This is a genomic window from Achromobacter pulmonis (assembly GCF_002885955.2).
GTDB classification, from domain to species: domain Bacteria; phylum Pseudomonadota; class Gammaproteobacteria; order Burkholderiales; family Burkholderiaceae_B; genus Achromobacter; species Achromobacter pulmonis_A.
The window spans coordinates 752,236-770,577 of record NZ_POQS01000003.1 but is presented as its reverse complement, the minus strand read 5'-3'; the positions used below and the strand labels follow the sequence as shown (position 1 = coordinate 770,577).

Below are 18,342 nucleotides of genomic sequence, written 5' to 3'. Positions count from 1 at the left end.
TAGATAATAATAATCGTTCCCATTCAGTATCTGCCGGCACGGACGGCCACAGGCCTTGGAAACTTCGGATTACGCTTTCCCGCCCAGCGTGGAGACGCTTTACCACGATCACCACCCGTGGCTGCAGTCCTGGCTGCGCCGCCGGCTCGGCAACGCGGCGGATGCCGCCGATCTCGCCCAGGACGCCTTCGTGCGGCTGCTGACCACCCCACGCAAGTTCGGCAGCCTGCCGGAAGCGCGCGTCTATCTGCGCACCATGGCGGGCGGCCTGTGCGTGGACCTGTGGCGCCGGCGGCGCATCGAGCAGGCCTGGCTCGACACCCTGGCCGCCCAGCCCGAGGCCCGGGCGCCGTCCGCGGAACACCAGGCCATCGTGCTCGAAGCCCTGCATGAAATCGACCGGCTGCTGCGCGCCCTGCCCGTCAAGGCCGCCCATGCCTTCGTCATGGCGGCCGGCAGCGGCATGAGCGAAAAAGAAGTCGCCGCCGAGTTGGGCGTGAGCACGCGCATGGTGCGCAAGTACGTGGCCCAGGCGATGCTGCATTGCCTGCAGACGCTTTGAGCGCCGCCCCCAGCCAGGGCGTGCTGGAACAGGCCGCCGAATGGTTCGCGCTGCTGCAATCCGGCGAGGCCACGCGGGCCGACCGCCAGGCCTGGCGAGCCTGGCATGACAGCGCCGAAGCGCATCGCGCCGCCTGGGCGCAGGTCGAACGGGTCGGCCGGATTTTCCAGCCGATCCGGCAAGCGCCCGATCCGCGCCTGACGGTCGGCGCCTATCGCACCGCCACCGCCGACGCCGGCCGGCGCCGTCTGGTGCTGGGCCTGGCGGCCCTGGCGGGCGCCGGCCTGCTGGGCGGCGCGGCATGGCGTCCGTCGCTGCTGCCCGGCGCCCTTCTGGCCTGGACGGCCGACCACAGAACCGGCGTCGGCGAAGTGCGCGAGATCGCGCTGCAGGACGGCACGCGCGTCTGGCTGGGCACGGGCAGCGCATTCGACGAGGATTTCGGCGCGGCGCTGCGCCGCCTCGAACTCGTGGCCGGCGAAATACTGATCAGCACCGCCTCCGATCCCGGCCGCCCCTTCGTGGTCGACACGCCGCGCGGCCGACTGCGCGCGCTGGGCACCCGGTTCAGCGTGCGGCTGCAGGACGGCGATGCGCGCATCGCGGTCTATGACGGGGCGGTGCGGGCCCAGACTGCCGGCGGCGCGGGCGGCGTCATCCCCAGCGGCATGCAGGCGCGCCTGACGCGGGCAGGGCTGGCGGGCCTGGAACCCGCGGTAGCCTCGGCCGAGGCCTCGACGCGCGGCCTGTACATCGCCCAGGACATACCGCTGGGCGACGTGCTGCGCGAACTCGGCCGGTATCGCGCCGGCTATCTGAGCGTATCGCCGCAGGTGGCGGGGCTGCCGGTCTTCGGCAGCTACCCCATGACCGAGCCGGACCGCGCGCTCGCCATGCTGGAGTCGGTGCTGCCGATCCGCGTCAGCCGTCCGCTGCCCTGGTGGGTGCGCGTCGGGCCGCGGTAGCGCAACTTTTTTTCACCGGGCAGTTCCTGTTTCGGGCGGCTCGTTCGATGAACGGGGTGCAAGGTCATTCGACCATTGAACAACCCGGCTTTCGAGGACTCCATGCCTGTTCACCCGCCCATTCCCGGCCGCATGCCATCGTCTCTGTTTTCCGGCGCCAACCGCAAGGCGCGCGGCGCCTTGCGGTTGGCATGCGCTTGCGGGCTGCTCGCCGCGGCGGCCTGGACGCCCGGCGTCCAGGCGCAGGCCGCGAGCGCCGCTCCGGCCCAGGCCGCCGGCGGCCAGACCCGCCATTACGACATTCCGGCCGGCCCCCTGAACGCGGTGCTGGCCCGCTACGCCGCGGAATCCGGCGTGCTGCTGGCCAGCCCGCCCGGCCTGGTCGACGGCCGCCAGAGCGCCGGGGTGCGCGGCGCGCTGGACCCGCAGGCCGCGCTGGCCGCGGCGCTGGCGGGCACCGGCCTGGAGGCGGTGCAGGACGCGCGCGGGCAATACCGCCTGCGCGCGGCGGCCGGCGGCGGCGTGGCCACGCTGGCGCCGGTCACCGTGCAGGGCCAGGATCTCGCCACCACCGAAGGGACCGGCTCCTATGCCTCCAATGTGGTGACCATCGCCAAGGGCGACCAGTCGCTGCGCGAGATCCCGCAGGCCGTCTCGGTCATCACCCGCCAGCGCATGGACGACCAGAACATCGGCGACATCCGCGACGCATTGAACAATGCGCCCGGCGTGTCCATGGTGGCCAACGATCCGGGCGGGCAGTTCTATTCGCGCGGTTTCTTCATCCAGAGCTACCAGTTCGACGGGGTGCCGCTGGAACGCCAGCTCTACGCGCGCGGCTCGGCCTTCAACTCCGACGCGGCGATCTACGACCGCGTGGAAATCATGCGCGGCCCTCAAGGCCTGTTCGAAGGCGCCGGCGATCCTTCCGGGTCCGTCAACATGGTGCGCAAGCGCGCCACGCAGGAATTCCAGATGACGTTGACCGGCAAGGTGGGGTCGTGGGACCAGTACGGCGCGCTGGTGGACGTGGGCGGGCCGCTGAACGACAAGGGCACGGTGCGCGCGCGCGTGGTGGCCAACTACGAGACCGCCGGCTCGTTTCGCGACTATCTGGATTCCAACGAACGCACCCTCTATGGCGCGCTGGACATCGACCTGGGGCCCGCCACCACCCTGGGCATCGGCTACAGCCGTGAAAAGCCCTACGGCGTCATCGACTGGTCGGGATTGCCCAGCTACGGCGACGGCTCCATGCCCGATTACTCCCGCTCCACCAACCTGAGCGCGCCCTGGAACCATGCCTTCAAGACCCAGGACACCTGGTACGCCGACCTGACCCACCGCTTCGCCAACGGCTGGAAGTTCAAGGCCGCCCTGGTGCGCGTGGACGAAGCCAACGACATCAAGTATCTGCTGCGCACCGGCAGGCTGGGGCCGCCCAACACGTTCCGCGGCGACGCCTACGCCTTCGACATGAACTCGCGCAACCTCGGCGGCGACGCCTATCTGACCGGAGGCGCCATGCTGTTCGGCCGCAAGCTCGACCTGACCATGGGCGCCAATTTCTCGCATCAGCGCAGCAACGATATCTGGGGCTGGACCAGGAACGTCCAAAGCCTGAACGCCAGCTACGACCAGCGCTACACCGGCCCCGCCATGAACAGCGATGAAATCATGGCGGCGAACCGCATGGACGACGGCTACCGCTCCGACAAGAAGGGGCTGTACGCCACGGCGCGCTACCAGGTGCTGGACCCGCTTTCCATCGTGCTGGGCGGGCGCTTCTCGTGGTACGAGCAGACCTATGTATCGGACGGCATCTGGGGCTACTCGGAAACCACGGCCAAGGAAGAAGGGGAATTCACGCCGTTCATCGGCACGGTGCTCACGCTCGACGAGCAATGGTCGGCCTACGCGAACTATGCGGACATATTCCGGCCGCAGAGCCAGCGCGACGCCTCCGGCGCCTTCCTCAGCCCGGTCACCGGCAGGAATTATGAACTGGGCCTGAAAGGCGAACTGCTCGACGGCCGCGTGGACGTGGGCTTCGCGCTGTTTCGCACCGAACAGAAGAAGGTCGCCTTCCAGGACGGCAGCGTGCCGCAGGAGGTAGCCAACGCGCGCTGCGGCGGCACCTGCTACCGCCCGACCGCGCAAGTGCGCAGCCAGGGCTTCGAGGCCGAAGTCACCGGCGAAGTGCTGCCCGGCCTGCAGCTGGCCGCCTCCTACACCTATACCCAGACCAAGCACAAAGGCGAGGACGTGCCCGCGGTCGGCTACGACATTTCGTCCAACACCGGCATTCCTCGCCACCTGGCGCGGCTCTGGGCCAACTACCGCCTGCCCGGCCAATGGAGCGGCTACTCCATCGGCGCCGGCCTGACCACGCAAAGCGAGTCCTCCGGCTTCGCCTACTACGGCCGCAAACAGGGCGGCTACACCGTGCTCGATGCGCGCATCGGCTATCGCTTCGACAACCGCTTGTCGGTTGCCCTGAACGTGAGCAACCTCACGGACAAGAAGTACTACTCGTCGATCAGCTACGACCACAACTACTACGGCGCGCCGCGCAACTATCTGCTGACGATGCAATACCGGATGTAGGCGCGCGAGCCGCCCGCCATGGACAGGCCGGGCGCATCCTGGCCACAATAGCGCCATGTCTTCCACGCCCATTCCCCGCCCGGCCATGACGCCAGACCCCGATCCGCCCTCCTGCATCGGCGTGCTGCTGGCCGCCGGCGCGGGCTCGCGCTACCGCCAGGCCGGCGGCGCCGGGAACAAGCTGCACGCCACGCTGGCCGACGGCATGCCGATAGCGGCGCACGCCGCCGCCAGGCTGAGCGCCGCGGTTGCGCGTGTCGTCGCTCTGGTCGCGCCGGACGATGCGTTCCTGGCGCGGCGCCTCGCCGACCTGGGCTGCGTGGTCCTGCCGGCGCCGGCCGCGGATGGCCCGGAGGGCGGCATGGGTTCCACGCTGGCCGCGGCCATGCAGTGGCTGCTGGCGCATGGCGACGGCCATACGCATGCATTGGTGGCGCTGGGCGATATGCCGTGGGTGGCGCCCGAGACGCTGCGCGCCGTTGCCGCGCAGCCGTCAGCGCATGCCGTGGCGGCGCCGCTGGTCCAGGGGAGGCGCGGGCACCCGGTGCGGTTTGCGCGCGCGCTATGGCCCGAGCTGGCCGCGCTGCGCGCCGACGTGGGCGGACGCGAGATACTGCGCCGGCATGGGGTGCACGCCGTGCCGCTCGAAGACCCCGGCGCGCTGCGCGACGTGGACGTGCCGCAGGACCTGAACGCGGCGTGAGCCGCCTCGCGTTCAGCGCAGCGCCGAGAAGTACTGCGCCGGAGGCTGGCCCAGCGCCTTCTTGAACATCGTGATGAACGCCGTCACCGAGTCATAGCCCAGGTTGCCGGCCACGCGCTGTACGCTCGCGCCGGCGGCCAGCTGCCGCAGCGCGACGATCAGGTGCAGCTGCTGGCGCCAGCGCCCGAAGGTCAGCCCGGTCTCGCGCCGCACCAGGCGCGCCAGCGTGCGGTCGCTCATGGCCAGCCGGTCGCCCCATGCGGCCAGCGTGCTGCGGTCCGACGGGTCGGCGGCCAGCGCGTCCGCGATGCGCCGGATCTTCGGATGCGGCGAGATTGGCAGGTGCAGCTGCGCCAGGGGCGCGGCGCACAGCTGATCGAGCAGCACAGAGACCAGCCGCGCGGTGGGCCCGTCCTTGGAATAGCCCGGGCCCTGTTCGGACAGATACTTGATCATCTCCCGGACCAGCGGAGAAATCTCCACGGTGCAGCACTGGTCCGGCATCGGCGCGGCCTGCGGTTCGATGAAGAGGAAATAAATGCGCGCGTTGCCGGTAGCGCGATTGCTGTGCGGCATGCCGCCGGGGATCCACACCGCGTGGTGCGGCGGCACCATCCACAAGGCGCGCGGCACTTCGCAGGTCACCCCGCCGTGCAGCGCCATCACGAGCTGCCCCTTGCGGTGCGTGTGCACGGGCTGCTCGGCATCGCTCTGCTCGACCTCGACGCGCAGCGCGGTGGCCGGCCGGTCGCTGGCGTCCGGGTCGTACTGGAACAGCGTCTGGTTCAAGGGCGCGCAGCTTGTCATGATTTAGAGATTCATTGTCATTGCTTCTGTATTACAGCACACGAAGAGCGCGTAGATTAGGGAATCCCCTAGGATTACCGAGAGACCCATGACCACTTTGACGCAACAGCGGGCAGGCACCTGCACCCTGCTGCTCGTCGGCATTCTTCTGATCGCCGCCAATCTCCGCGCGCCCATCACCGGCCTGCCGCCGCTGCTGGGCGCGATCCGCAGCGACCTGGCGCTGGGCACCACGGCCGCCGGCGCGCTCACCACGCTGCCCTTGCTGGCCTTCGCTCTGCTGTCGCCATTCAGCGCCTGGTTCGCGCGCGCCTGGGGCCTGGAGCGCGCGCTGTTCGGCGCCATGGCGGCAATCGCCGCCGGCATCGCGATCCGTTCCACGGGTTCGTACTGGTGCCTGTATCTGGGCACCTGGATCATCGGCATGGGCATCGCCGTGGGCAATGTGCTGCTGCCCAGCCTGGTGAAACGCGACTTTCCCCACAACGTCACCGCCGTCACCGGCGCCTACGCCCTGGCGATGGGCGTGGCGGCGACGCTGGGCTCGGCCGCCATGGCGCCGCTGGCGCAGGCGTGGGGCTGGCATGCCGCCCTGCTGGGCTTTCTGGTGCTGCCAGCAGCCGCACTGGCCGCATGGGCGCCGCAGCTGGGCAGCCAGACGCGGCCGGCGGCCGGCGCCGCGGCGGCCCCCAAGGGCGAGCCGGTCTGGCGCAGCGCGCTCGCCTGGCAGGTCACCGGTTTCCTGGGCCTGAACTCGACCATCTATTACGTGGCGATCGGCTGGCTGCCGACGATGCTCACCGACAGCGGCATGTCCGCGACCCGGGCCGGCTTTCTGCATGGGGTGCTGCAACTGGCGACCGCCGTGCCGGGCCTGCTGCTCGGTCCCATCGTGCGCCGCATGCAGGACCAGCGCGCAGCCGCGGCGACGGTGGCGCTGTGCTCGGCCATCGCCCTGGCCGGGCTGGCGTGGGCGCCGCAGCTGGCGCTGCTGTGGTCGATCCTGTTCGGCGTGGGGACCGGCGCGGGGATGATCCTGGGCCTGGCCTTCATCGGCCTGCGCACGGCGAACGCGCACCAGGCCGCCGCGCTGTCCGGCATGGCGCAATGCATCGGCTATCTGCTGGCCGCCGCCGGCCCCATGGCCATGGGCGCGCTGCACGACGCGCTCGGCGGCTGGCGCGTGCCGCTGGCCTTGTGCACGGCGCTGGCGCTGCTGGCCGCGCTGATCGGCGCCCGCGCCGGACGCGCGCGGCGCATCGGCGCGGACGCACAAGAGATCTAGAGCAACTTTCCGGCGTCGCCGCGCCGGGCCGGCGTCACGAAAGCTTGGCTTTCAGCTCGGCATACTTGCGCAGCAGGCGCCGCTTGTTGAGCGTCTTGCTCCACGCATACAGCGGCAGCAGCTGCTTGGGGCCGAACCCGTCGACCAGGTACAGCCCCTCGCGCCCGTTGGCGTTGAAACCCACGACGATATTGCGCGCGCTGACGTCGTTGAAGATCACGTGCGCGTCGATCAGGTCCATGAAGAATGTCCGCAGGCGCGCCTGCAGCTCGGGGCCGAATCCCTGCGCCGCCACCAGCTGCTTGAGCGTGGGCGCGGACTCGCCGCGCGCATCGACGATGCGCTCCACCGCCAGGCCCAGCCCGTGCGACGTCAGCACCAGCCCGGCGATGCGCGCCATCAGCGTATTGCCCTGCCTGAGCCGCTGCTGCACGGTGGTGGCGATGTACTCGACCAGTTCGGTGATGAACACGCGATGCGCGTCTTCGCGGTGCAGCCGTTTGTGCCAGGGGCGCTTGCGGCCGGGCTCGTTGATGCGCGCGCGGTTGACGATCTTGATGAGCAGCGACTGGTCGCCAGGGTGCAGATAGACGTCGCGCTCGCTGCCGGACGCCACCAGCGTCACCTGCGTCAGGTCCAGCACCTCGAACGCCGGACAGGACCATGCGGGCGCGGGCACGGCCGGCAGCGTGGCCGGCGCCGGCATGAGCGCCGCCTGCAGATCCACGCGCGGCGTGGCCGGGGTTTCAAGCATGGCGGATGGACCAGGTTCCGGCAGCATGGATCACCCCGTGGCCCCGACGGCCACCTGGGCCAGCCAGGTCCGGTACACCTGCTCGGTGCGCTCGGCCAGCCCGGCCAGCGAGAACTTGCCTTCGACCCGCGCCATGCGGGTGCCGGCCGCGCCCATACAGGCGCGCAGATGGCTGTCGTCGATCAGCGTTTCCAGCGCCGCCCGCAATTCAGGGATGTTCCCGGAAGGCACCAGTATGCCGGTCTCGCCGTCGCGCACCATCTCGCTGACGCCGCCCACGTCCACCCCGATGACGGGCAGCCCCGCCGCCGCGGCTTCGACGTACACGGTGCCCGAAGCTTCCTTCTGCGTCGCCAGCGCGAAGATGTCACTGCCGGCCAGGATATTGGGTACGTCGTGGCGGAACCCCAGCATGTGGATGCGGTCCGCCAGCCCGATCTCCGCGATCAGCGCCTGCAGCTGCTCGAACAGCGGCGAGCCGTTGCCCACCAGCACCAGATGCACCTGCGGCCTGTCCTGCATCAAGGGGCGCAGCGCCTCGATCAGCTCGCGATGCCCCTTGGTCGCGCGCAATATCGCCACGCAACAGACCACGATCGCCTCCGGCGGCAGGTTCAGCTCTTCGCGCAGCGTCGAACGGATACCGGCCGGCGGCAGCGTGATGGGCGAATAAATCGTCTCGACCTTGCCGGCCGGCACGCCGCGCTCGATCAGGTAATCGCGCACGTAATTGCTCACCGCGCTGACGCGGTGCGGCACCCATGTGTACGCCAGCATGGAATTGACCCGGTTGGTCAGGTGGCGGGTGCGCACGATCAGCGGCGTGCCCGCCAGGCGCGCGCCCAGCCCGGCCAGCAGCGTGTCGATGCGGCTATGGGTGTTGAGTATGTCGAAGCGGCCTTCGCGCAGGATGCGGCGCACCTTGGGCGCGCCGCGCACCAGGTTCATGAAGCCGCCCATGGGCAGCTTGTGCACCTTGATGCCCGCTTCGCTCGCCGCGGCGGCCAGCTTCGCTTCCGGCCGGCATATCAGTTCCACCCGGTGGCCCCGCTCGCGCATGGCCCGCATCTCCTTGAGGATGCGGCGCTCCTGGCCGGCAAAGCCGAGGGCCGCCTCGGAATGGATGATGCGTAGGGGACGGTCTGTCGTGGAAGGCATGAAAAATGCGCGACGCCCGTCAAGAATCGACGCAGGCGTCATCGTGGTGACTTGTTCTTGTAATGCAGTCTATGTGCAAGCGCAGGGCGGCGCAAACCGCAAAACCGCGCCGAAATGGATGCCGTTGGCTGGGAAATGGGCGCGAATTCCAGTGGATTCGTGCGGGCGTAAAGCGGCTGCCGTGAGCCGTTTTTTCCTCTGAAAAAGCGGTCTGCGGAGGTCGCTGCGGGCGGTCGGTCAGCGGTCGCGCCGGACCGCCTTCGAGCGCGGGATCATTATCAAATTTGGAACTCTGTTTCCCGAATGTTGGGGTATTCAGACTCTAGTTGGTTGCCTCTCAACCACACTACGTAGCTAGAACGTGGGAATCGGCATAGATGAACATTTGCTCACCTTTTCATGCTATCGACCGGCGCTCATTAAGCGTGCGGCTTGACACTCCGCTGAATTCACACGCCACTGCGTCTGCTGCTGCGAAGAGTCAGCAGCCGGAGTTCTATGCGACTTCCGATCCGTCATGTCCGCCCTCCTCTTCCAATGAAAGCCGAGCATTGTGAAAAAAACGCTCCCACAGGAACTCCCTAAATGTAACCGAACGCCCTACCCTCAATAAAGAGCGCACTCACTGCCATATGGCAAACACGGAGAACCGAGAATTTTTTCACCCATCAAATTCACAAAAAAAGAAAGCGCGTGCTAAGATTCACACATGAATCTTCCCCAAACCGACCTTGGCAAACTTCTCCAGCAAAAAGAGCGTGCTCTTGCTGCGATGGAAAGAGATGCAACCGAACTCCGTAAGCAGATTGAAGCTCTGCGACAGACCATCAAGTTGGTTTCGGAGAGTACCGGCTATGAAAAGTATCTAGCCTCCGCGCAGAGCGACCAATCCACCAATATTTCGGTTCGGGAAACTCCTCCCCAGACAACCCGGCCTGAGACCTCCGAAGCTCAACAGTACAAAACAATTACGGATGCCATTATTCGTACGTTGACCCCAGATCAGGGTAGAACCGTCGAAGAGGTTTTCAACGCGATAAAAGAGTCCTCGTCGATAGAAGTCACTAGGGACTCGGTGGCGAAGACCCTAAGCAGGCTGCGGGCAAGCGGAAGAGTGAAGAAAACAGGCTTTGCCACATATTGTTTGGCATAGCCGAAAAAGGCGAAAGCCCCGCGGCAACGGGGCTTTCAGGTTCAACCAACGCCCTAACCCAGGGGCACATTTGATAGGGAGGCGGCCACTATGAGTGGTGTAGCGCTCGCCATCGCATGTATTGCGGTGGTTGCAGCGTTGCTGATAATAAAAAAAGCAGCGCACTGACCGGTCTGCTATGACCGATTAGCCCGTAAAGGCTACCTTGAGGCTTGGCTGAGGTCAAGCCTCATTCTTTTCCACCCCCAAGTCAGCGGCAGAGATACAGCTTGGACCCAAACTGCGGAGTGGGATAAGTTATCAAGCAGAGTGCATGCCCCCATCAATGAAGGTGAACGCTGAGCGCTACATCGCTTCACCGCCGAAAGGCTTTTTGGATAAGATGGGAGCCGAATTTCAACGGCTATCGGCCAGAACTCACGGAAAAAATTCCGAAATTCCGTGAATTTATGGAATTATTCAACCAACCGGTTGGCATCGAAAGAAATTGGAGCGGGTGATGGGAACAAATCCGCGCATCCAACCCATTGATTAAAAATGGATTTTTCCGGTTCGGCACACTGCAACCGGCCAGTCAGTGTACCAGTTCCAGCCATCTGGCAACAGACGTGTGTCCACTGCAGTCTACCTACAGCTACTGGAAGCCATGGCTGGTCCATCGGGAACGTTGGCCTCACTGATTTGCTGCGCTGCCGCCTTGCGAGCGCAGGCGGGCAATGAACCGCTCCAGGGACGGGGACAAGGCGTCATTGCTCGGGCGCAGCAGGTAGGTATTGATCACAGCCGAATCCAGGGCCAAGGGCCGAGCAACCACATCAGTGCGCTGACTGGTTGCCATCCTCGCCGCCGTGGTGAACCCAATGCCGTAGCCTGCTCCGACCAGCGTAAGCATCATGTCCAAAGACGACGCGTGCTCGACAATGTTTGGCTCCCGCTCCAAGGGACGCAGAAGACGTGTCAACTCGCGGCAGTAGCCCTCGCACACCTGCGGGTCACATAGGATCAGCGGGTGCTCCCCGAGCTTGTGAAGCGGTATCTCTTTATGGGCAAGCAATTCGTGGCGGATCGGCATGGCGATCACCAATGGGTCTTGCCAGATTGGTTCAGCACATATGCCATCGCCAACTTCGGCCGTGTGAGCGAACCCTATCGTGAAATCGCCCGACCGCAGCCCACGCAACTGATCAGCCAGCGGGACTTCGGACAGCCTCACCTCAATCTCGGGCTCATCCTCACGGCAATGGGCGAGGAACGCAGACAGCCGCTGATCGGCTGCGCCATCGGATATGGCGATGCGTAGGCTGCCTTTTTGACCGGCCGCGATGGCCCTGACGTTTTCTCTGGCCTGGTCCAGAACAGTGAAGAGTCTGCGGATATCCAGCAAAAAGGCAGCGCCTGCCGGAGTCAGCCGAGTTCCGCGTCGATCCCTGTCGAAAAGACTGACCCCCAGTTCGTCTTCCAGCTCCTTGATGGCTCGGGACAGAGGGGGCTGCTCGATATGCAGCCGCTCGGCGGCTCGGGTGAAATGCAGCTCTTCGGCCAGTGCCGTAAAGCAACGAAGGTGTCGCAACTCCATGCAGGGCATGCCTCCCGAATCGTGTGGTGAAGTCCTAAAAATGAAGTGACCATCTCGCCATCCTGCTTGGTCACCTTCATCAGAGCCCCCCAACAGCCATTGGTCGTCTGGGTTGCCGCTCAAAAATGCCGAGCGATGCACGCTTCGCTTCGATGGCAGGCGCACCGGCAGCTCACGTCAAGGCAGTGCAGCACAAAGAGACAAGCCTCCTCCACGAGCATGCTTGATCGGGCTCCTCGGCAACTTCAGCCATGCCGGATCATCCATTTCACATCAAAATGGTCATCATAATGCAGCATATCAACAAACCAACATAGATTGATAGACGACTTTCAACGCAGACCATATACTTTCTGCAACAATCTATACAAGCATTCGCTAACCCGAACGAGCCAACCAGGATGTCCCACGAAAAGCTTGCAGATCTCACCCAGCCACAGCGCGACCGGCTCGCGTTCGTGGAGCTGCGCGTGCGCTTCATTGGGGAGATGCGTCGCCAGGACTTGGTCACGCGGTTTGGCATTCAGTCCGCCGCGGCATCCAGGGACTTGGCGCTGTACAAAGAGCTGGCTCCCGGCAACATCGACTACGACGCCAAGGGCAAGTCCTACGTGCTGGGGCCTAGCTTTCAGCCCGTCTTCGACTTCCCGCCAGAGCGGGTGCTCTCATGGCTGACTCAGGGCTTCGGTGATGGCGAGCCAATGCGGCTCAAGGCATGGGTCGCCAGCGAAAGCCCGTCCCGGCTCACTCATCCTGACTTGGACATCCTGGCGCATGTGACCCGGGCAATCCACCAGGAAGGCCCGCTGAGCATCGAATACCACTCCATCTCAAGTGGTCGCACAGAGCGGGAGATTGTCCCGTTTGCGTTAATCGACAACGGTCTGCGCTGGCACGTTCGCGCCTTCGATCGCAAGTCCCAGGATTTCCGGGACTTCGTCATCACCCGGATCAAACGTCCCGTCATCCTCAAGGACCGGTCAGTGGCTCCCCATGAGATGAGCGACCAAGACATTCAGTGGACCCGGATCGTCGAGCTGGAACTGATGCCCCATCCAGATCAGCCCCGGCCCGAAATCACTGAAATGGACTACGGCATGCAGGACGGCGTGCTGCACATGAAGCTGCGAGCCGCCACGGCCGGCTACATCCTGCGCAAGTGGAGTGTGGACTGCTCCCCTGACCACAGCCTGCGCGGCCCTGAGTATCGGCTCTGGTTGAAAGACCATCTCGCCATTTATGGCGTGCGCAATGCAGTGCTTGCGCCGGGGTATGCACCGCCAAGCGCAGAAACGTCGATTGATGACTGAACGGAAGCGACCATGAAGCTGATCCAAAACACCGGAACACAGCGCGTCATCGACTTGATGAGGCCCCACCTAAAACACGGCAACCGACTCGACTGTGTAACGCCTTCGTTCTCGCTTTACGCCTTTGCGGAAATTCGGGAGGCGTTATCCGCTTTAGATCAAGTTCAATTGATTGTGCCTCCTGATAACGAGGCTCTTGAACTCTTGGGAACGGAGGGCGACCGTGCAGCGCGCAATCGTCTGCAGGCACGTTGGCTGGCCAATCAGTGCGCGAAATGGATCAGTGAAAAAGTGGCGCTCCGGCGAGCATCAAGGTCGGTGCCACAGGGGGCTGCTGTCATGCGCGGCCCGGACGGGGCTCCTGCACAAGTGGTCCTGGGCTCGTTTGCCTTCAACACATCTGGCCTTGGACTGACGCCAGGCAACCCATTGAACCTCATTCAGGCGTCAGAAACGACCGAGGAAGCAGCGCAGCTCGCCCAATGGTTCGATCAGCAGTGGGCAGGCTTGCAAACTGCTGGTTTAACTGACCCTGAGGGTCAGGACAAGGATCACGAATCCGTTCTTGAGGCGCTGCGAGGCCTGGGTGAGCACCGCGATCCCTTCACCATCTACACCTTGATGCTGCACCGCTTGTTTCAGGACAGCGGTGACGAGATGGACGAGGAGCGCATCGTCAAGTCTGCCACCGGCATTCGCAATACCGTGGTGTGGAAGAAGCTCTTCAAGTTTCAGCGCGATGGTGTAGTGGGGGCCATCGACAAGCTGAATCGCTTTGGTGGCTGCATCATTGCCGACAGCGTAGGGCTGGGCAAAACCTTCGAAGCCCTGGCCATCATCAAGTATCACGAGCTGCGCAACGACCGCGTGCTGGTGCTGGCGCCCAAACGCCTGCGCGACAACTGGACGCTCTACAAGGCCAACGACAAGCGCAACATCCTTGCGGCTGATCGGTTCAACTACGACGTGCTCAACCACACCGATTTGTCGCGCGATGGCGGCCTGTCGGGTGACATCGACCTGTCTCATGTGAACTGGGGCAACTACGACCTGGTGGTGATCGACGAGTCGCACAATTTCCGCAACAAGGCCAGGATGCTGCGTGGCGACGGGAAGTGTGCGCTCACCAAGCTGCGCGCGCATCGCGTACGAGCTGCGATCAAGGCCGTGCTGGTACCGGCGACCCCCAAGTGCAGGAAGCACCATTCTGCAGCATCCAGAATCTCCTCTGGCGTGCAGGGGCCTACTCTCGGGGGAACCTTGGTCACTGCCACTGCCAACGTCCTTGGAGTGTTCAGTGGGACACGAACAACGGCAACGGCACGTCAGCGAGCAGCGTGCGACTGACGCCTCCCAGTACTACTTCACTGATCCTGGGGCGGCTGTAGGCGCCAAAGACGATCAGATCGGCTCCCATGGCCAGGGCATGGTCGCGGATGACCTCTGCCACAGGTTTGCTTGCCGAATCGATGCGTTCGAGATTGACCACAACGTCATGGCGAGCCAGATAGTGAGCCATGTCCGATCCGGGCTCCTCACCATGCCATTCAGCTTTGCGCGCGGCGTCGACGATCAGCAGATCGACGGCTTCGGCGGCAATCAGCAATGGCAGAGCATCAGCGGCGGCACGGCGCGCCTGACGGCTTGCGTTCCAGGCCACGACAATCCGCCGGCCGATTTGCTGGCCATTCCAATCGTCGGGAACGAGCAGCAACGGCACACCCGTTTGTTGCAGCACGTCAATGGCCGACCAGGCAAACGGCGCTCCGGGTGCCTTGGGGTGGCTGACCACCAGCACATCGCAATACAAGGAATGCAGCGCCATGCCGACGCCCGATTCTACGTAGGGGATCACGCGAAATTCGGGCGACACGCCGTGGCGGTCTGCCACTTCCTTCAACGCCTGGGCGGCGTTGAGCAGGTGCACGGCAGATGCTGCTTGCAGGCGTTCGATCACCTCATGAATCGCTGCGCCTCGAGCGAAGCCGTCCGAAGGGCTTGACTCCGCATGGTTTGCCTCGGTACTGGTGATCCCGATCAAGCGTGCGTTTTGCGCTTCTGCCAGTCTCGCGGCCTTCTCCAACATCTGTTCTCCGCCATCGCTGACGTCGAAGAACACCGCAATATCCTTGAGCATTTGGGACATATCGACCTCACGGGTGACGAATGGCGACGGATTCGCCGGAAGTGGGAGAAGCGGCGCTGGCCGGCGCGAAATCGCCGCCCAGCGCCTTGTACAGGGTGATCACGTTGGACTGGCGCGCCAGTCTCGTGGTGATCCAGTTCTGCTGGGCGGCATACAACGTACGTTGCGCGTCAAGCACCTCCAGATAGCTGGAGACGCCGTTGTCGTAGCGGCGCTGCACCAGTGCATAGGCCTCGCTTGCAGCGTCGACCCGGCGCTTTTGCGCGTCCAGGCGTCCATCGAGCCGGCTGCCAATGGCCAGCGCGTCCGCCACCTCGCGGAAAGCGCCTTGGATGGCGTGCTCGTAGTCGGCGACCGCGAGATCGCGGTCCACCTTGGCGACTGCGAGGTTGGCCCGAAGGCGGCCGCCGCTGAAGATCGGTACGCTGATCTGTGGCAGGAAGTTCCATGCACGGGTCCCGCCATCGAACAGATTCGACAGGGAGTCGCTCGCCCGTCCAATCCCCCCTGTCAAGCTGATGCTGGGGAAGAAGGCGGCGCGCGCGGCGCCGATGTTGGCATTGGCACCTTGGAGCCGGTACTCGGCAGCCAGGATGTCCGGGCGGCGCTGTAGGAGGTCCGACGGCAATCCGGCCGGCAGGTCCTGCACGGCCAGCATCGATTCCAGAGGGCGGTCAGGCTGGCCATCGGCAGGCAGCGGCGCACCTACGAGCAGTTCCAGGGCGTTACGATCAGTGGCGACGCTTGCCTGCAACGCCAGGGCTTGATCGCGCGCAGCCTCCAGTTCGCTTTCGGCCTGGCGCAGTGCGAGATCGGAGGCATTACCGATGTCGCGCAGCTGGCGCTGCATGTCGTAGGCGTCCTGACGGCTGCGTAGCGTTTCCTCGGCCAATGCCAGTTGCTCACGGTCAGCGGCCAAGGTCAGATACGTGGTGGATACCTCGCTGATCAGGCCCAGGCGCGTGGCGTACTGCGCCGCCTCGGTGGCGAAATAGTCCTGCAAGGCTTGATCGCTGAGGCTGCGCACACGTCCGAAGAGATCCAGCTCCCAGCCGATGTTGAGGTCGGCGCGGTAACTATGGCTCGTCACCGCCGTTCCCGTGGACGACACCGAGGCGGGGGTGCGGCCGGAGTTCCCCGACACACCTGCACTGACCTCAGGCAACAGATCGGCGCGCTGTATGCGATAGAGCGCCCTGGCGCGTTCGATGTTCAGCACGGCCTTGCGCAGATCCCGATTGTTTTCCAGCGCCAGGTCCACGGTCTGGCGCAGCTTCGGGTCTGCGAACAGCGTCTGCCAGGACAGGTCCACAGGTGCCGCCACGTGCGTGGCATCGACGGCAGAGTCTGCCGGCCATTGTTGGGCAATGGGCGCGGCGGGCCGCTGGTACTCGGGCGCCAGGCTGACGCAACCGGCCAGCACGCTGCTGGTGAGCACCGCCAGCGCAGTGCGGGTAAGAGGCGAAATCATGCGCTTGGCTCCTCAGCCGTTGTAGCCGATGTGTTGCGGGCTTTCTTCGTGAACAAGGACGACACCACCACGTAGAACAGCGGAATGAAGAAGATCGCCAGGAAAGTAGCCGTGACCATGCCGCCGATCACGCCGGTGCCGATGGCGTGCTTGCTGCCGGAGCTGGCGCCACTGGAGATGGCCAGCGGAATCACGCCCATGGTGAAGGCCAGCGAGGTCATGATGATCGGGCGCAGTCGCAGCCGAGAGGCCTCGATCGCCGCTTGCACCAGGGTTCGACCGCCCTTCTCGTGCAGATCCTTGGCAAACTCGACGATCAGGATCGCGTTCTTGGCGCAGAGCCCGACAGTAGTCAGCAGACCGATCTGGAAGAACGCGTCGTTCTCCAACCCGCGCATCAACGTGGCCGCAACCGTGCCGATCACGCCTAGCGGAACCACCAGGAGCACCGAGAAGGGAATCGACCAGCTCTCGTAGAGGGCTGCCAGACACAGGAACACCGCGACGATCGACAGCGCGTAAAGGGCAGGAGCCTGTGAGCCGGACAGACGTTCCTCGTAGGACAGGCCGGTCCACGCCAGGCTCACACCACTGGGCAGCTTGGCCGCGATCTCCTCGACCGCGCGCATCGCGTCACCGGAACTGTAGCCGGGCGCCGGCTCGCCAAGGATCTCAATGGCCGGCACACCGTTATAGCGCTCCAGCTTGGGGGATCCATAGACCCATTTTCCGGTGGCAAACGACGCAAACGAGACCATCTGACCGTTCTTGTTGCGCACGTACCATTTGTTGAAGTCCTCCGGCGTGATGCGGGCCTGGGGGATGCCTTGGACATACACGCGTTTGACGCGGCCGCGGTCGATGAAGTCGTTCACGTAGGAGGAGCCCCAGGCGGTGGACATCGTGCGGTTGACTTCGGCCAAGGTCACGCCCAGGGCGCGCGCCTTCTCATCGTCGATGATGACCTGGTACTGCGGCTCGTCGGGCTTGCCATTGGGACGCACCAGCGTCAGTGCCGGGTGCTTGGATGCCTCGGCGAGGAACTGGCCGCGCACCTGCATCAGCTGTTCGTGGCCCTCGCCGCGGTAATCCTGCAGGAACAGGTTGAAGCCCGTGGCGTTGCCCAGTTCCTGAATGGCCGGCGGAGCAAAGGCCAGCGCGGTGCCTGCCTTGACCTCGCTGAAGCGCTGCATCGCACTGGCCTGAAGGTCAAAGACGCTTCGCTTGCGTTCTTCCCAAGGTTTGAGCTGAACGAAGGCCAGGCCCGAGTTCTGGCCCCGGCCCGCGAAGCTGAAACCATTGACCGCAAAGACGGAGTCCACGACATCGCCTTCTTCCTCAAGCAGATAGGTGCTGAGCTCATTGAGCAGTTGATCGGTCTGATCGGCCGTGCTGTTGGTCGGCAACTCGACCTGCACCACCATGGTGCCCTGATCTTCATCCGGAAGTGGCCTGACCCCATAGGGTGGTCCGGTTTCAATCTTAGGGAAGGTCTGAAGAACTCGATTTCAAACATCCAAAAATCGACCTCATGACCAAAGTATTCAAAAATGGTTAAAAACTGCTCAAATCATCGCCACTTTCGGGTTGTTTGCACCCCGATCAGGCCCGTTTTCGGGCCTGTTGGCGCTTTTTGGGCGCACTTACCCTGCCACCGCCGTCAACGGGCGGCGTGCCATCCAGATATTGGACAGCGTAAACAACATTTTCAAATGCGCAGTGTTCTTGGCCAGTCCACGGAATCTGACTTTACGAAACCCGAATTGGCATTTGATGACACGAAACGGATGCTCAACCTTGGCTCGAAGACTGGATTTGGCCCGCTCAATGTTTTGCGTCAAACGA

The 18,342-nt window shown here is 64.4% G+C and carries 15 protein-coding genes and 2 pseudogenes; 8 read left to right on the top strand and 9 right to left on the bottom strand.

Features of this window, described 5'->3' with window-relative positions:
• Nucleotides 1-55: 55 nt before the first annotated feature.
• The 4 genes from C1I89_RS14885 (at nucleotide 56) to C1I89_RS14870 (ending at nucleotide 4,837) form a co-directional block, all read left to right on the top strand.
• Nucleotides 56-562, top strand: a complete 507-nt coding sequence (locus tag C1I89_RS14885) for a sigma-70 family RNA polymerase sigma factor (RefSeq protein ID WP_102773482.1) — start codon at nucleotides 56-58, stop codon at nucleotides 560-562.
• Nucleotides 559-1,527 (top strand): FecR domain-containing protein, encoded by a 969-nt coding sequence (locus tag C1I89_RS14880; RefSeq protein ID WP_258231443.1) that lies wholly within the window; start codon nucleotides 559-561, stop codon nucleotides 1,525-1,527. The genes C1I89_RS14885 and C1I89_RS14880 overlap by 4 nt, the downstream gene beginning before the upstream one ends.
• A 102-nt stretch (nucleotides 1,528-1,629) precedes the next feature.
• A complete protein-coding gene (locus C1I89_RS14875) occupies nucleotides 1,630-4,134 on the top strand; it encodes a TonB-dependent siderophore receptor (RefSeq protein WP_146196909.1) in 2,505 nt (834 codons plus the stop codon).
• Nucleotides 4,135-4,189: 55 nt separating this feature from the next.
• Nucleotides 4,190-4,837 carry a nucleotidyltransferase family protein gene (locus C1I89_RS14870; protein WP_258231442.1) on the top strand — a complete coding sequence of 216 codons (648 nt, stop codon included), beginning with the start codon at nucleotides 4,190-4,192 and terminating at the stop codon, nucleotides 4,835-4,837.
• A gap of 12 nt (nucleotides 4,838-4,849) precedes the next feature.
• On the opposite strand, the gene C1I89_RS14865 is transcribed toward C1I89_RS14870, so the two are convergent.
• Nucleotides 4,850-5,644 carry an AraC family transcriptional regulator gene (locus C1I89_RS14865; protein WP_102773481.1) on the bottom strand — a complete coding sequence of 265 codons (795 nt, stop codon included), beginning with the start codon at nucleotides 5,642-5,644 and terminating at the stop codon, nucleotides 4,850-4,852.
• An 88-nt stretch (nucleotides 5,645-5,732) separates the two neighbouring features.
• Here C1I89_RS14865 and C1I89_RS14860 point away from each other — a divergent pair, with 88 nt between their 5' ends.
• Nucleotides 5,733-6,929, top strand: coding sequence for an MFS transporter (locus C1I89_RS14860; protein ID WP_102773480.1), 1,197 nt, complete (start codon nucleotides 5,733-5,735; stop codon nucleotides 6,927-6,929).
• A 34-nt stretch (nucleotides 6,930-6,963) separates the two neighbouring features.
• Here the strand turns inward: C1I89_RS14860 and C1I89_RS14855 are convergent, their stop codons facing one another.
• Nucleotides 6,964-7,683 carry a PhoP regulatory network YrbL family protein gene (locus C1I89_RS14855; RefSeq protein ID WP_258231441.1) on the bottom strand — a complete coding sequence of 240 codons (720 nt, stop codon included), beginning with the start codon at nucleotides 7,681-7,683 and terminating at the stop codon, nucleotides 6,964-6,966.
• A 30-nt stretch (nucleotides 7,684-7,713) separates the two neighbouring features.
• Nucleotides 7,714-8,841, bottom strand: a complete 1,128-nt coding sequence (locus C1I89_RS14850) for a glycosyltransferase family 4 protein (RefSeq protein ID WP_102773478.1) — start codon at nucleotides 8,839-8,841, stop codon at nucleotides 7,714-7,716.
• Between the two features lie 709 nt (nucleotides 8,842-9,550).
• On the opposite strand from C1I89_RS14850, the gene C1I89_RS34105 reads away from it, so the two are divergent.
• A complete protein-coding gene (locus C1I89_RS34105; protein ID WP_146196908.1) occupies nucleotides 9,551-9,994 on the top strand; it encodes a hypothetical protein in 444 nt (147 codons plus the stop codon).
• A gap of 673 nt (nucleotides 9,995-10,667) precedes the next feature.
• Here the strand turns inward: C1I89_RS34105 and C1I89_RS14845 are convergent.
• Entirely contained in the window at nucleotides 10,668-11,570 is a 903-nt protein-coding gene (locus C1I89_RS14845; protein WP_012251063.1) for a LysR family transcriptional regulator, read from the bottom strand.
• 401 nt (nucleotides 11,571-11,971) lie between these two features.
• Here C1I89_RS14845 and C1I89_RS14840 point away from each other — a divergent pair, with 401 nt between their 5' ends.
• Both C1I89_RS14840 and C1I89_RS14835 read left to right on the top strand, forming a co-directional pair.
• Complete coding sequence (locus C1I89_RS14840) at nucleotides 11,972-12,880, top strand: helix-turn-helix transcriptional regulator (RefSeq protein ID WP_012251064.1); 909 nt, start codon at nucleotides 11,972-11,974, stop codon at nucleotides 12,878-12,880.
• 12 nt (nucleotides 12,881-12,892) lie between these two features.
• Nucleotides 12,893-13,976: pseudogene (locus C1I89_RS14835) on the top strand (SNF2-related protein); the annotation flags it as partial.
• On the opposite strand, the gene C1I89_RS35760 reads toward C1I89_RS14835, so the two are convergent.
• The 5 genes and pseudogenes from C1I89_RS35760 to C1I89_RS14810 form a co-directional block, all read right to left on the bottom strand.
• Nucleotides 13,924-14,148: a TetR/AcrR family transcriptional regulator gene (locus tag C1I89_RS35760; protein WP_369008018.1), complete on the bottom strand. Its 225-nt coding sequence runs from the start codon at nucleotides 14,146-14,148 to the stop codon at nucleotides 13,924-13,926. The pseudogene C1I89_RS14835 and the gene C1I89_RS35760 overlap by 53 nt on opposite strands.
• A gap of 26 nt (nucleotides 14,149-14,174) precedes the next feature.
• Nucleotides 14,175-15,026 (bottom strand): universal stress protein, encoded by an 852-nt coding sequence (locus tag C1I89_RS14825; protein ID WP_012251075.1) that lies wholly within the window; start codon nucleotides 15,024-15,026, stop codon nucleotides 14,175-14,177.
• Between the two features lie 7 nt (nucleotides 15,027-15,033).
• On the bottom strand, nucleotides 15,034-16,497 hold the full coding sequence (locus tag C1I89_RS14820; RefSeq protein ID WP_012251076.1) for an efflux transporter outer membrane subunit: 1,464 nt from the start codon (nucleotides 16,495-16,497) through the stop codon (nucleotides 15,034-15,036).
• Nucleotides 16,494-17,945: pseudogene (locus C1I89_RS14815) on the bottom strand (efflux RND transporter permease subunit); the annotation flags it as partial. The gene C1I89_RS14820 and the pseudogene C1I89_RS14815, both read right to left, overlap by 4 nt.
• Before the next feature lie 195 nt (nucleotides 17,946-18,140).
• A partial coding sequence (locus tag C1I89_RS14810) for a transposase (RefSeq protein ID WP_146196916.1) occupies nucleotides 18,141-18,342 on the bottom strand: 202 nt, incomplete at its 5' end.